The organism is Pseudomonadota bacterium (assembly GCA_018823135.1).
Classification (GTDB): domain Bacteria; phylum Desulfobacterota; class Desulfobulbia; order Desulfobulbales; family CALZHT01; genus JAHJJF01.
Map to the genome: position 1 here is coordinate 18,482 of JAHJJF010000050.1, position 13,864 is coordinate 32,345.

General features: G+C 45.9%; 13 protein-coding genes. 5 read left to right on the forward strand and 8 right to left on the reverse strand.

Annotated features, from left to right (window positions below; genetic code table 11):
• Positions 1-82: 82 nt before the first annotated feature.
• Together KKE17_04505 and KKE17_04510 are read left to right on the forward strand one after the other, a co-directional pair.
• Positions 83-1,444 carry a sigma-54 dependent transcriptional regulator gene (locus KKE17_04505; protein MBU1709248.1) on the forward strand — a complete coding sequence of 454 codons (1,362 nt, stop codon included), beginning with the start codon at positions 83-85 and terminating at the stop codon, positions 1,442-1,444.
• A 497-nt stretch (positions 1,445-1,941) separates the two neighbouring features.
• Entirely contained in the window at positions 1,942-4,731 is a 2,790-nt protein-coding gene (locus KKE17_04510) for a hypothetical protein (GenBank protein MBU1709249.1), read from the forward strand.
• 104 nt (positions 4,732-4,835) lie between these two features.
• Here the strand turns inward: KKE17_04510 and gptM are convergent, their stop codons facing one another.
• The 8 genes from gptM to KKE17_04550 all read right to left on the reverse strand — a co-directional run bounded on the left by gptM (position 4,836) and on the right by KKE17_04550 (position 12,225).
• On the reverse strand, positions 4,836-6,125 hold the full coding sequence (gene gptM / locus KKE17_04515) for a geopeptide radical SAM maturase (protein ID MBU1709250.1): 1,290 nt from the start codon (positions 6,123-6,125) through the stop codon (positions 4,836-4,838).
• Between the two features lie 93 nt (positions 6,126-6,218).
• Entirely contained in the window at positions 6,219-6,596 is a 378-nt protein-coding gene (locus tag KKE17_04520) for a PIN domain-containing protein (protein ID MBU1709251.1), read from the reverse strand.
• Positions 6,583-6,813, reverse strand: a complete 231-nt coding sequence (locus KKE17_04525) for a type II toxin-antitoxin system Phd/YefM family antitoxin (GenBank protein MBU1709252.1) — start codon at positions 6,811-6,813, stop codon at positions 6,583-6,585. The genes KKE17_04520 and KKE17_04525 overlap by 14 nt, the downstream gene beginning before the upstream one ends.
• Before the next feature lie 606 nt (positions 6,814-7,419).
• Complete coding sequence (locus KKE17_04530) at positions 7,420-9,369, reverse strand: TonB-dependent receptor (GenBank protein ID MBU1709253.1); 1,950 nt, start codon at positions 9,367-9,369, stop codon at positions 7,420-7,422.
• A gap of 141 nt (positions 9,370-9,510) precedes the next feature.
• Entirely contained in the window at positions 9,511-10,038 is a 528-nt protein-coding gene (locus KKE17_04535; GenBank protein ID MBU1709254.1) for a hypothetical protein, read from the reverse strand.
• 240 nt (positions 10,039-10,278) lie between these two features.
• A complete protein-coding gene (locus tag KKE17_04540; protein MBU1709255.1) occupies positions 10,279-10,605 on the reverse strand; it encodes a P-II family nitrogen regulator in 327 nt (108 codons plus the stop codon).
• A 268-nt stretch (positions 10,606-10,873) separates the two neighbouring features.
• Complete coding sequence (locus KKE17_04545; GenBank protein MBU1709256.1) at positions 10,874-11,632, reverse strand: OmpA family protein; 759 nt, start codon at positions 11,630-11,632, stop codon at positions 10,874-10,876.
• Positions 11,633-11,814: 182 nt separating this feature from the next.
• Positions 11,815-12,225, reverse strand: a complete 411-nt coding sequence (locus tag KKE17_04550) for a PilZ domain-containing protein (GenBank protein MBU1709257.1) — start codon at positions 12,223-12,225, stop codon at positions 11,815-11,817.
• Between the two features lie 607 nt (positions 12,226-12,832).
• Between KKE17_04550 and KKE17_04555 the strand changes: the two genes are divergently transcribed.
• The 3 genes from KKE17_04555 to KKE17_04565 all read left to right on the forward strand — a co-directional run.
• Positions 12,833-13,117: a hypothetical protein gene (locus KKE17_04555; protein MBU1709258.1), complete on the forward strand. Its 285-nt coding sequence runs from the start codon at positions 12,833-12,835 to the stop codon at positions 13,115-13,117.
• Between the two features lie 23 nt (positions 13,118-13,140).
• Entirely contained in the window at positions 13,141-13,623 is a 483-nt protein-coding gene (locus KKE17_04560) for a hypothetical protein (protein ID MBU1709259.1), read from the forward strand.
• Positions 13,616-13,864 (forward strand): hypothetical protein (locus KKE17_04565; protein ID MBU1709260.1); only part of this gene is annotated, 249 nt, incomplete at its 3' end. The genes KKE17_04560 and KKE17_04565, both read left to right, overlap by 8 nt.

Here is a 13,864-nt window from a genome sequence, read left to right on the forward strand (position 1 = left end):
CCGCTATAGTATGGTAGTATTTTATCTTATTGACTATACCACATTGTATCATGCTGTTTTTCTTAAAAAAATGAGTGCTCACATGCAAAAAACCAAAATTCTCTTTGTCGATGACGAACAATCATACCGGAATTCTTTTGTCAGATCATTTGTCGATGACGAATACCTCATAGAAACAGCTTCAGACGGTGAAAATGCCATGCAGAAATTAATGCATTTTCATGCCGACACGGTGATTACCGATATTAAAATGCCTCGCATGGACGGTTTCGCCCTGCTCCAGAAAATAAAAAACAAATATCCGGATATTTTTGTTGTTATGGCCACCGCTTACGGTGGTTCCGATGAAGCAATCCGGGCGATGAAGGCCGGGGCAAATGATTACGTCATCAAGCCTTTTGATTCCGACATAATCCGGATGATTCTCTCACGAATGGCCGAGAAAAAAAGGAATTTCCAGGCTTTGTTGTTCAAAGGCGAGGACAGGAGAAAAAAATTCCGCTTTCAGAATATCATCGGCCAAGACATCAAAATGCTCAAGGTCTTCCAGATGATCAAGGATGTTGCAGCAACAAATTCCACTGTGCTCCTCACCGGTGAATCCGGTACAGGCAAGGAACTGGTCGCAGAGGCGATCCATTTTGAAAGCAAGCGCAAAGACAAACCCTTTATCAAGGTCAACTGTTCCGCGCTCACCGACACCCTGATTAACAGTGAATTGTTCGGTCATGAAAAAGGCGCATTTACCGGAGCGGTCATCCAGAAAAAAGGCCATTTCGAACTTGCCCACGGCGGGACGATATTTCTTGATGAAATCGGTGATATATCCGTACACACGCAGTTATCCCTTTTACGAGTACTTGAGTTAGGGACTTTTCACCGGGTCGGCGGCACCAAAACAATCAAAGTCGATACAAGGGTGATCTGCGCGACAAACAAAAACCTCGAACAGGCAGTACAGGAAAAGTTATTCCGCGAGGACCTGTTCTACAGAATTAACGTAGTTGCACTGCAACTCCCACCACTTCGGGAACGGAAATCGGACATCCCCCTGCTGGCGTTTCATTTCCTCAATAAACTTATAAAATCACATGATTCGACGAAAACCACCGGGATAGCAAAAGATGCACTGGACATGCTCATAGCTCATGACTGGCCGGGCAATGTCAGGGAACTGGCAAACATCCTTGAAAACGCCATAATTTTTTGCAAAAAAAACAAAATCACCCCCGAATACCTCCCGCCCCAGCTAACCACCCGTAATAAAATTAAAGAATTTTCATTGACTCTCAACTCCAAATCCCTGCCGCACGCTGAGTCGCAACTCATCCGTTCAGTCCTTGAAACCTCGAATTGGAATCTTAAACGGGCTGCTGAGGATCTGGATATCGCCAGAGGCACGCTGTACAGCAAAATGAAGAAATACAAAATCATCAGACCCTGAACTGCGGTCATAATAATCATTTGCAGTTAACTGCCCAGGTAGTTTTGACTGTGGTTTACAGGCTATAGCCTATTAAGCCTTCAGTCTGAATTTCGGCCATTAACTCACACATTCCCTCACTCCTTACACCTCACTACTCACTCCTCACTATTCATTATTCACTGAATAATGCCATTTCTTGCCCAAAGTGGTCTTTATTGAACACAATCAAATTTAACTTTTTAAACATAATTTCAGGATGTTAATGAACCCTGCCAGAGACCCGAATCGCAAAACTGTTGTATATTGAACACTTTTTTGAGGTTATTGGAAGGGATACCTGCAAATCCTTGATTTCGGCTAAACCAATATTTCGCATCCACCTGATATTACTTGATTAAAAATTCAAATTCTATCCTGGCACTGTATTTGCTTAATAGAAGGGTGTCATTCAGATAATGAAATTTCCGATACACACAATCTTTACCCGCAAAAACAATAAAAACCGGAGGTAAGACATGAAGAAGAAAGCGAACAGATTTATAGGACTAAGTTCGGTTTTTGTACTGGCAGGCTCTCTCGCCCTTTACGGGTGCGGCGGTGGCGGCGACACCCCCCCAACCGCTGGTGCAACCAATACGGACGGTGAAACCTTATCCAGCCAGACTTCAGGATTGACTCTGCCCTCTGAAGTTTCAGCGGTTCCGGCAAGCTCCACGCCATCATCTTCCCTATATACAGCGCTGCGCAATCTTTCCTCTGCAGTCGCAGCCCTTCCCGCTACCTCTGATTATGCCAATGCAAAGGGCGCAAAATATATTAAAGAACCCACCATCGACCAGTTTGAGATCATCGAGGAAGTCTTGAATGCCGTAGCTCAAACTAACTACTCTGACCCAACAAACATCAACAACGGCCCATATAAAGCAATGGTTGCGATGACCGACGAAAATCAAGGGATAGAAATCAAAAAACTGGAACCCTGGGTTGTTGACTCGCGGATGATCGTTGTGGACGGTCAGGATGTCAACAGGGTCCTTTGCTGGATCGAAGAAGTTGACCGCATGAACCCCACCGTTTCAAAAACCATCAAAGCGGAAATGAAGATTTATGCTGCGGCGACCCTGAGTGCCGATGGAGAAATACTTGATCTCGGAACCTGGGAATTGAATGTTTCGTTTTCAGATGATGCATCAAACTTCTTTGTTGCATCCGCAGAGCCCAACCCAAACGGCGGCTCCATCCTGAGAGTCAATGAATATGAAAATTTCGGCCCCGGCGATGAACACACCATGAAAGGCGTTCTTTATCGCGCCGGCACCGTTGGATACGGCAAGGTCCTTTATACCGATTATGATTCCTGTACGGAATGGCCCTGCACCCCCACCAACGCCACAGCAAAATATGCATACAACACCGATTACCTGGGTGTTCAGAAAGAAAGCGCTGCAATTATTTATAAAGATCGTAGCCTTACCTATGACATGACCCATCGCTACGGCCTGTTCTATGATGAAAATGCCACCGGCACCGGCCCAACCGGAAAAGCCATCGTTTCCGGCGACAACGTCATGAAGCATTATAACTTTGGCTTCCCGGTAGTGTACACAAGTGATAATGATGGCGGCAGATACTATGCTTATTACGGTGCATGGCAGGGACGCCATCAGCTCTGGGGCAGTGAGGATGGCGGTTTCGCAGCCGACCAGCAAGTAACCAAAGAATCATGGGGTTCAGGTGCTGCTGAAACCTACACTATTGCCGATCCATTATTAGGCTCTTTCACTAAACGTACTTACGTTGATGCGACCCTTGACGACATCAAGAATGTTCCAGTAGAAACCTGGATTGATAAGCGTTTTGACTTGTTCTTTGACGGCGCCAACTGGCAGAAATGCGCCGACGGCTGGATCGATTTTTCCGGGCCGACCTGCATGGGATTTGACAATAATCCTAAATCGATGACCACCTATACACCAAATGGCGAACTCATTGTCGGCCCTGAAGACCGTAAATGGGTCGGTATCGGCCGTTGGGATAACATAAACTCTCTTCAAAAAGATTATGTTTACATTGACAGCACCGTAGTCAACCCGCCATCAGGGTATTCATCTCCTGGTTTCTTTGAAGCACAACAGGGTCAAAACGGCCTGCAGGCTAAAGACCCGGCAGTTCCTTATACTCCATCCACCAACGACCAGTTGTGGGTCAGTATCGGCGGCTCCATCTATATCGCCTATGTCGGTTTTCCACACGCAGATACAACCACCGGCTGGGTGCAGAAAGAACTGCAGGAATTCGATACCCGCAACTGGAAGCCTGTTTTCACCGGAACAAACTCTCCATTCACTCCTGATATGGGCCGCGAATACTACATGAACAGCAACGGTGTCAACTATGTCATCAAACGTAAAGCCAATGTCGGCAGTACTGCTGATGACTATGAAGCATTTCTTGAAGTACAGACCACAGCAAATCCGGCAAACTGCACTGCCACCGACTGCACGGATATCATCCCGGACGCAGTTGACTATCTCAGGACCCCCTGGGATCCGAATATGAGATATGCACTTGTAACCGCTGCGGCTGACCCTAATTATCTCCTGGTTAAATTCCTCACTGATGATATCAACACCACGAGTGTCGATGAAAGTGCAGTAACAACAGTTTATTCACAAGGTGCCTGGGGACTCCAGGGCTGGAATAATGGCACGGATACCGTTGCTGGAACCACTGACGACTTTCCGGTTGACGCTCTCGGAGCTGCAGTTACTGTTGATGAATGGGGATTCCCCACCGGCGGCGAAACCGACAGGCCTGTTGAATTCAACTGGGAATACGCGGCTAACGGCGGCTGGGGACAGCAGCAGTATCTGAAGGATATCAGCGGCAACTATGTAATCCTTTCCGATCCTATCATGCTGAACGCATTCGATGCTACCAACGGCGCCAGTGTCACCAAGACCCTGATGCTGCAGTATGACGGCTGGCTGCACGGCTTGCCTGATATGCATCAGGCCTTACAGCAGAACGACTGGGAAATGACTACTGATCTTGCTGACAAGATCATCAATATCCCTGCCGGCCAAGAAGTAACCGACGGTACAAACGGCTTCTACCTTAAACCGCTTGATACCAGTGTCTTCCTGGCAGTTGTTGGCGACACAACCGGCCTGACTCTGCCGGATGTCACCCAGGCGGATGCCATAAACCTTACAACCGATGTTCCGGATTACACTGCTCACGGCATGGGCACTATGCCGGTGGTGACCACAGTGAAATACTCCGAAGGAGTTCTGGTTGAATAATTAAAAAGTTGTATTACCTCCTCCCCAATAAAAAAGGGGGCGCCATCTCGGCGTCCCCTTTTTTTATCAATCGCCTCCCCCACTCATAACTCAACTCTCAGCACTCAGCACTGTCCTATTCCCTGTTTCACAAGGGTTTCAAGGGCTGCATCCCAATAGGGACGCTGGCAATCAACGCCATTCAGATGACCGTCGCGCTGGAATTTATAATACCGGCAGCCGCCGAAACACAGCGGCAGGTATTGGCAATCAGTGCATTCATCCTGTTTTTTCCAGGAATCCAGATTATGGCTGTGCCGGTAATCTCCGACTCCGTGTTCAATATCCCCCACTGCAAATTGATCGTGGCCAATGAGGGAAGGGCATTTATAGATCACCCCGTCATAATGCACCACAAAGGCGTCATTCACATCCACCATGCATGGCGAGGGACTAACCTTGGGGCTGGCAAATCCCCTGGCAATCGCATCGGCATTTAAAACGGTTGAGGCCTCAACCAGCCAGGGCTCGTTGATTGATTCGCAACCGCCGTGGCATTCCGGTCCGGCAAATTCGTCGTTCACCTGCATCACCGGGTTGAAATTCACCTGATGCAGTTGTTTGGGGCCGACAGCCATTCCCTCAAGATGATCGAGGAGCTGCGGGAAATCTTGATAATTTTCCCTGGTGAAATTGCCGCCCAGAGTGATTTTCACCAGGTCCCAGGATTGGCTGATATTGTTGAGGATTATATCAAAGCTTGCTGCGCCGTTTTTAAAGGGTCGGAATTTGTTATGATTATCAGACGGGCCGTCCACGGTGATCTTGGCATTGGTGAGGCCGTATCGCGCTAATTCTTCCGCGGTCTTTCTGGTTAGCAGGGAGCCGTTGGTCACCAGAGTGAAGTTGAATTCGCCGCCCCGCGCCTCCACAAAGGGTTTGAGCTTTGATGCAAAATACTTGATTCGGCTCTGATAGATCAATGGCTCGCCGCCGTAGAAATCAAGGGTGAGTTTCAACTTGTCAGCGGTAAAACGATTTTTGACAAATTCAATTATCCGGTCGGCTGTTTCATCGCTTATTGCGGCCTTGCCTTTCTGCGAGCCTTCATAGCAATAAGTGCAGGCAAAATTACACTCCATACCGAGGATGATGGTGACTGATAGATTGGGGTTGATCCGGTTGATCTCATCCATCATTGAGAAAACTTCATCACGCTCATCATCAAGATCGGCAACCAGCATTTCCAGTTCAATCAGGGTTTGTTGGTTATCTCCAATTGACTTGCCGTTTTGTAATGCCTTAATTTCTTCATCAGGAAGCAGGACAAGAGATGCCCGCTTGGTGGAGTACAACAGAGAATATCCGGGTTCCTGGGGATAGGGCCAGATTTTGAGGTAGCGAGAGAGCTTCATGAAACTCCTTTTTGTTGGTTTAAAAATCTGGGGACATGGAGAAATCACTACCATCTTTACACTCTTAACACAGCACTCATCACTATGCCTTACCTATCCCCAGAGAGCTTTGGGATACTTTTCCAGAATAAGTTGATCTTTTGTAATTAAATGGACGTTTCTGGCGACAGCGGCGGCAGTGATCATCCGATCAAAAGGATCTCTTGTCCAAGTCTGGAGGATTGCTTCAGAAATGAGCTGCATCAAGGATAAATCACAGGACTTCAGACCAATGCAGCTTGCCAGGTTTTCAAAGATTAAAGTCGGAGGTACGTTCAGTCTGCCGATTTCGTTGAGGTATTGGAGCTCAAGGAGCACTATCGGTGAAATCAATAAATCGTTTTCCTCTATGGCGTCCTTAACCTTTTCCGGAAACAACCCCGTCTCCCCGGCATAAAGCCAGACAACAACATGGGTATCAAGGTAGATCATTGCGCCACTCCTCAGACCAATCGAGGTGGACAATTGACTCAGGATCCCCCTTTAAACATGAATGTTTGACAAGCTTTTTCAACTTGGAAATTTTCCCCGTTGAAACTATCTGCAGGAGTTTCCCTTTTCTTTCGATGGTCAGTGGTTGACCGGATTCCAATACCTGATCAAGGAGTTTATAGATGTTGCCTCGCAGGGCTGAAGCTGTAAGCGGCATATTCCACCTCACTTGTTAATGGTAGCGTACGCATAAATATTATCATCACGTACGCCCGAATGCAACTTTAATTTATGGTTCTTGGATGTCGCCGGATTTCAACCCAGGATGGATATAATTTTCCTGGCATATGCCGCCATGCTGGTTTTAATTACATTTGTCGCATGCACGCTCAAATCTTTTCGTGACTTCTTCGAATGCCCATAAAAAGCGCATAAAAAAAGGGAGCGGTATCCGCCCCCTTTAAACCGGTTATGGTGATATGTTTATCTTGCTGATGCTGTCGCGGTACCTGCTTTACAGCAAGCCATGTTTAGCACGATTTCTTTCAATTTGATTCCCTTATTCAGTACGATTGCTTTTTTCATAACTACTCCCTCCTGTTGACGTTGATGCTCTTTACCTAAAAAGCCCTCTCTATCCAACAAGACAAACCCAGCGCTTGGGTCTGCCAACTAAAGATTGAATGATTATGATCGTTAATTACGATAATATCACAGTATTCGATAGGAAATCAAACTTCTATCCATTTTTTTCCACAAAAAAACGCGCATGATATCAAGTATCCGCGCGCTCAATTGATTAATTATGAGAATTTCAAGGGTATCAATAATTAAAACGGATGCCACCTTCGAACCAGCGGCCCGGATCAACATAATCAAAAGTAGTGGTACTTGTTCCATTGGCGATGTTATGCACGGAGAAAAAGAAATCCACATCCTGCCATTTGCCGAAAATTCCTTTGGAGTTCAACATGAAATCCCAGATCATATCATCGCAGCTATATGGAATTGCAAACAGGCCCTCCTCATACCACCGGTAGTTCCCTAAAAACTGTGCAGAAAAAATATCGTCTTTCACATAGCGGAGAGCAATATCCGAGCCGTATTCTTCCTTATTTTTGCCGTCTTCATAATCTTCAACATTGACCAGATCAAAACTTGCCCGCACAGATAAATTATAATACTGCATGGTTTCAAGCTCGACTTCAAAGCCCTGACGTCTGGCCTTTCCTGAATTTACCGCCATGTAATTGTCTGGATTGGTCGGGGAATTTATATAGTCCAGGGCATTCCTTAAATCATGTTGAAACAGGGTTGTTTTAATCCAGACAAAGCCGGGATCAGATGATTCAAAACCCACCTGGTAGGATGTTACCTTTTCAGGCTTCAGGTCCGGATTCGGGTCAGCAAAAAGCGAGCCGCTTGAAGTTTCCAAAAGATTGGGGCTTGAAAACCCCCGTGAACAGGAGGCGCGGAAAACGGTTTTACTCAGGCTGTAGGTGAGACCAATACTTGGACTGGCAAAACCGCCGAATACTGAAGCGTGGTCATAGCGGATGCCAGGGGTCAGTGCAAAATCCCCCATCACAATAGTATCATTAATATACACGCCTACCTCGTCGCGTGTTGGTGAGAATTCATCTACGGGATCCGCGCCGCCGCCGTCCTCAGATTGCAGATAATCACCAGACTCAGCAGTAAAGTCCATTTCGCTGTGGATGATATCAGCTCCCATGACCATGGTTCCCAGATAACCTGTATCCAGATTGAAAATGGCGCTGCCGCCATGGGAATGACTGTCAAAAATACCATTAAAATAAAGATCGCCAACCGGCCCATATACGCCGTTTTCATCATTATTTTGAACACCTTTTTTGTTCAGGGAATAGAGCAGGACATTGAGCATAAGATTGTCTGTGAGCCTGGCATCAAAATTGGCATTCACATAATCAGTACGCATAATACCGTGTGAAATAAGAAAAGAGTACTCCAGGTTGCCATAATTTTCATAGTTTTCGCCATAGCCTGCGGTCAATTTAAGGGACATGTCGCTTCCCATGTCGATATTCATTTTGCCTAAAAAGGTCTGTTCAGTATAATAGCGATTATTATTGAGTCCGTCGGTTTCCTTGGCGCCTGCATAGGCGTAATAACTTACATTACCGCCCTTGCCGGACATTGTTGCCCGGGTGTCCGAGGTGTTGGCGCTGCCTTCGGACCAGGAGATGTTCCCCGAAGGTGAACGAGATGTCCCTGCATCCTTGGTGATGATGTTGATGATCCCGCCCAGAGCGGAACCCCAGGTGGAAGAGGCTGGCCCCTTGATGATTTCAATACGTTTTACGATTTCAACAGGTATTGTGCCCATTGTGGTGCCGCTACTAGGAATACTCCAGCGCATACCGTCCAGCAACACGGTCATATGCCTCTGCTCAGAACCCTGGATCGTGGGGCTAACACCAATAAAGTCATCCCGTAAATCATCGGATGATATTCCAGCAACCCTTCGCAACACATCATCGATGGTGTGGGCGTTCATGTCTTTAATCTGCTTGGCAGTGATGATGGATACATTTTCAGGAATCTGCCAGACCGGCTTTGGGGCACGGGTGGTGGCTTCAACAAGATCGAATTCGGAAAAATAGAGCAAAAGGTCTTCGCCTTCTCTGGGTGATTCCTGCTCTGCGGCTGAAACTCCGAAAGGCTGAAGCAGCAATACGAAGGCGATTACAATAAGCGGCTTAAAAACTTTCCACAGAGACTTCTCGTTCATCTATCCCTACCTCAAAATGGTTGTTCAGATTGATGGCTGATAGCTGATAGCAAAATCACTCTACCTCGACATATCAATCATAATTGACAGAATTTTTGAATTTAATGCATATTCAATTAAATTCAAAGAAAAGAATAATAATTACGATGTTTTTTGAAGAATTACTGGCTGTTGCGCTTCCACGGGCGGTGCAAAAAGCCCGAGGAGATCGGAGAGGAATATCAAGGCGCCTGACACTAAAAGCAACATGATATTATTTATGAGTTTACTCATGACCGGATAATTGAAATCATAAATATTGAGGCAATAGACCGACGCAAGAATCAATTCCAGAGGGACAAACACTAACAGCCCCAAATCTTTAAAGACATTGACATGGGCCGTGACCCAGAAATAAATTGCAACCAGCGACAGGAGACAGATAATAAACTGACTGATCTCAAAAAAGAACCTGCTCACGAGATGCAACAGGGCATATACACCCACGGCCCGCATCATAAAGGCGATCATTACTAAAAAAAATGCCGCGGCGCTGCCGTAAGCAAGAAAGAGGTGTTCATTGCCCGGAAGCAATGCAATGTACTTTGCGTAGTAAGATAAAAAATCAACCTGGGCCAGATACTTACCACAGGACCAGACAGAAATTATGATGATTATATGGAGAAACATGGGGTATTCAACTTTTCTGGTTAATTATGGTTTAATCAATCCTGTTATATTATGAAGTGAGCAGGTTTTGTGCACAAATTAGAATCAGTTTATCAGCTGCTGAAAACCTGGAGCCTGTGATGATTTTAAACTGTATCCTGGATTCGAGGAAGTGCTGAATCCTTCCATACAAGAATATCAGCGGTTGAAGCTTCACGCAGCAGATAAGCGATAACTTCGCGCTGCCGGGGAAGCGCTTCGCTATAAATTTTCAGGCTCAAGAAAACCAACCGCTCGGTCGATGCTGTGCAGGAAAGCAAAACCCTTGCCTTTCTTCTCAAGACGCGCCGCCTTGACCACTGCTTCAAAAACCTGATCGGTCTGCTCGCCCTTGACGACAATCAGAATTATTTCCTTTTCAGGTTTTATAAATCTCCCCCTGAAACCAAGAGCTTCCCGGATACCGGTACCGCGCCCGTAATAAATCGTCGCGCCTTCGGCACCGGCCTCCTGGGCAGCCTTGACAACCTTGTCCGCTTCGCCGCGCTGAACAATGCATGTGATCAAATTTGGATTAACACTGGTCATATCCTGATCTTCCTTCTTGATGTTATAAATAGTAATGCCGTTCGTTTATAGTATCGAGGAACTGCTCCTCTCCGATAAAAACTGCCTGAATCAGATAGCGGAAAATATGTTCCCCTACCACTTGGCTAAAGGAAACAGGGATTCAAAGTCAAGTAAAAACGATATGGTAATTACTCTTGGCAAGGGGTAATAAGCTACAAAGATGAAAGGTGAAAAAAAGTCCACCCATTCCCGTTGCCTCTCCTCACTCAGCTCTCAGCACTCATCACTATTTATTCCTGGCCTTCAGGTGAATCTCAACCGCCCTTTCCTTCTGTACCGGATCCTTGCCGTTACCCAATTGAAGCGGTCGATAATGGGCCACACCCTGGGCAACGAGACGATCAGGGCTGATGCCATAGCCCCATTGAAGAATCCGCACAACTTCAGTGGCGCGGGCCGCGGACAGTTCCCAGTTTGAGGGATATTTGTCGGAAATCCTGTCACTTGGCGGCAGAGGATCAGCATGACCGATGACCAGTATTTCCTGATCCACGGCATTTTTCAAAACCGGAGCGATACGTCTGAGCAGATCCCTGCCGGCCTTTGAAACTTCTGCGGAACCTTTTTTGAAAAACAATCTTTCAAGAAGGTCCATTTTCAAGGCACCTTCCATCACAACTATTTTCGCCTCGTTGGTATTGACCTTTTCTTCAAGGGCGACAACCATGCTGTCCATCTCTTCTTTCTGTTGTCTTTTCTGCCGTTCAAGTTCCTGGGTCTGTTTTTCAAGTTCGGCTATTTCATTCTTATAATCTTTATTAGATGACTTAAGTTGATAATTGTCTTTCTGCTCCTTCTTGAGGGACTCGGAAAGGTCTTCATTACTTTTTTCAAGTGTTGCCTTTTCCTGCTGGGATGAGTTGAACTGTTCTTCAAGGGCATCATATTTGGATGTACTGACGCATCCTGATGCGGTAAGCAAAACGAACAGAAGAAAAAACGGGATTACGGCAACTCCTCTTTCCTGGCGGATATTTTTTTTCATTGGATCTGACCTCAGTTGGTTAAAATTGATAATCTTATAAAAGGCGATAATTCCAATAATTTATAAGACGAATACGCATCAGACGAGTGTTTTTCACGAGTCCGGTAAAGTTGGATGCAGCAAATCCACAGGCCCCATTCACCCCTGTCTTGTCACTCGTCACGATTCACTTGTCACTGCAGTTAATTCTGAACCGCTTCATTATTCAGAGAACTGCTCACCCACTCTGTATCAACAAAATCAACAATCTGTTCCTTGACTATATCGGGCAGATCCATGAATTCACATCCGTAGCCAATATGTTTCATCAGGTGATGATCAAGAACCCATTTGATTTTTGTCTCTATATTCACCACGAGCTGAATCGGCGCGTTGCCCACTATTTTGGTAAGAATAAGATGGTCGCCTACCTTGAGTTTAATATTGTCATCCCGTTTCAAAGTGAAATGCAAACCACCGACGCTCATATTCATCACATTGGCAACTATGCCTTTATCTCCCTGACTCGGACAGGAAAAAAAACCGACCATTTTATCCTGAACCGAGTAAAAGACTCGTTTATATTTTCTACGGTGCTGGACTTCCTCTCCCATGAAATTCCTCAACTCTATATTTCTTGTTATGTTGTTTATCGTCTCGCCGGAATAACAAAGAACAAAATTCCGGACAAAATTAATCCGACAACCAGCTGATATTATTAGACCCGCTTGATGCTTGTGAGACTTTTCAGGTAATCATACGTATGAATCGCAAAAAGTCCAATACTGCTATAACGCCCAATGATTTCAAAAAGTTAGAAGCGGACTCCGCGTCGGTGTCGGCCAACAAAACAGCCGACGATCAACACTCGTGCTTTCGGAGTCTCGCAGAGCTCGCATATTTACGAGACCGACAATACTGTGAGAAATACCATAAAAATTGATTCCAGGTCAACAACTTATACACCACAAAACAGCTCCGAAACGCTTGTTGAAGCCAGGAACGAACAAGGAGAGTCGCAGAACAGGACTGACCGGGCTGGAGAGCCGACCAACCGCAGTGAGAACACATCCCTCCAGGCTTGATCAAACTTGTGTCGCTGTGTATAGAATCGTAAAGCCTCTTTTTATACAGAACAGTTTATGGTATAAGCATCAACAAAATAATCCACGCACTATAATAATGGATACCTCGTACTCAATTAATCCAAGGAGAAAAATCATGGCTTCCGATGTCAATGAATTAAGCGTAGATTACGAAGAGGACGGAATACAACTGGTCAAGGAGATTGACAAGGTGATTCTCTCCAAAGGCGCCTGGGCCACCCTGATCTTCCGCTATCAGCAATGGGACAAAAAAAAGGAGGATTTCGGACCAGACCGCTTCACCATCAGACGATACCGCAAGATGAACAACGAATACAGCCAGCAGTCAAAGTTTAATATTTCAAGCAAGGATCAGGCTGAAAAGATCGTCAGCGCCCTCGAAAAATGGACAAAAGAGTAAAAAACTCTTTTTCTGGTGAGATCATGAAAGAAGACCAACCAAGAGTCAACGTCAGATCACTGAGAAAAATTCTGATCATCGGCGATGACATCATGCATTTCATCGTCGCGGCAACTCTTCTGGTCTGCGCCGCGTTGGTCCTTGTTAAAACCCTTCCCAACCTGCTGCATCCGGATATCAGTTCAGTACTGCATGTTTTAAACGACGTCCTTCTGGTCTTGATCATAATGGAACTTCTCTGGCCGATTATTCGTTTCCTCCAGAGAAAGCCATTCATCCTCAACCCCTTTCTTTATATCGGGATCATATCCTCAATCCGGCGCATCCTGCTTATTGAGGCGGAGCATTCCATGATCAGCCGAATCGGCAATACAGCTATTCAATGGCATGAACTCTGGCCGGTTCTTGCGGAACTCGGGGTAAATGTCCTGATAATTCTGGTTCTGGCCATTGCTTTGCGAATTCTGGCTCCAAACGGTTGCGATCAGGCAAAGATGAATGACTGACCCATTCACCCTTCTTCCCCTTGAATATTTTACAACCGGAGGCAAGATAGTCCTTACCGCCCTTCTGGCAACCAGTTTTGCCCTTGCGGTGTCGGGCGCGATAAATCTCTGTTCCCCTAAGCCGCATTTCCAGAAATCATCCGGCTGGCTTCATGGGATGACCGCTGGTTTATATGTTGCGGGATTTCTATTGATCTGCTGGTTTCATTACTGTATCAACAGACATTTACCCTTGGAACTG

Coding starts and splice junctions, on each gene's coding strand:
- gptM (MBU1709250.1), bottom strand. CDS start 6,125: ATGAAGCTCTCTCGCTACCTCAAAATCTGGCCCTATCCCCAGGAACCC.
- KKE17_04505 (MBU1709248.1), top strand. CDS start 83: ATGCAAAAAACCAAAATTCTCTTTGTCGATGACGAACAATCATACCGG.
- KKE17_04520 (MBU1709251.1), bottom strand. CDS start 6,596: ATGATCTACCTTGATACCCATGTTGTTGTCTGGCTTTATGCCGGGGAG.
- KKE17_04560 (MBU1709259.1), top strand. CDS start 13,141: ATGAAAGAAGACCAACCAAGAGTCAACGTCAGATCACTGAGAAAAATT.
- KKE17_04510 (MBU1709249.1), top strand. CDS start 1,942: ATGAAGAAGAAAGCGAACAGATTTATAGGACTAAGTTCGGTTTTTGTA.
- KKE17_04540 (MBU1709255.1), bottom strand. CDS start 10,605: ATGACCAGTGTTAATCCAAATTTGATCACATGCATTGTTCAGCGCGGC.
- KKE17_04535 (MBU1709254.1), bottom strand. CDS start 10,038: ATGTTTCTCCATATAATCATCATAATTTCTGTCTGGTCCTGTGGTAAG.
- KKE17_04545 (MBU1709256.1), bottom strand. CDS start 11,632: ATGAAAAAAAATATCCGCCAGGAAAGAGGAGTTGCCGTAATCCCGTTT.
- KKE17_04555 (MBU1709258.1), top strand. CDS start 12,833: ATGGCTTCCGATGTCAATGAATTAAGCGTAGATTACGAAGAGGACGGA.
- KKE17_04550 (MBU1709257.1), bottom strand. CDS start 12,225: ATGGGAGAGGAAGTCCAGCACCGTAGAAAATATAAACGAGTCTTTTAC.
- KKE17_04525 (MBU1709252.1), bottom strand. CDS start 6,813: ATGCCGCTTACAGCTTCAGCCCTGCGAGGCAACATCTATAAACTCCTT.
- KKE17_04530 (MBU1709253.1), bottom strand. CDS start 9,369: ATGAACGAGAAGTCTCTGTGGAAAGTTTTTAAGCCGCTTATTGTAATC.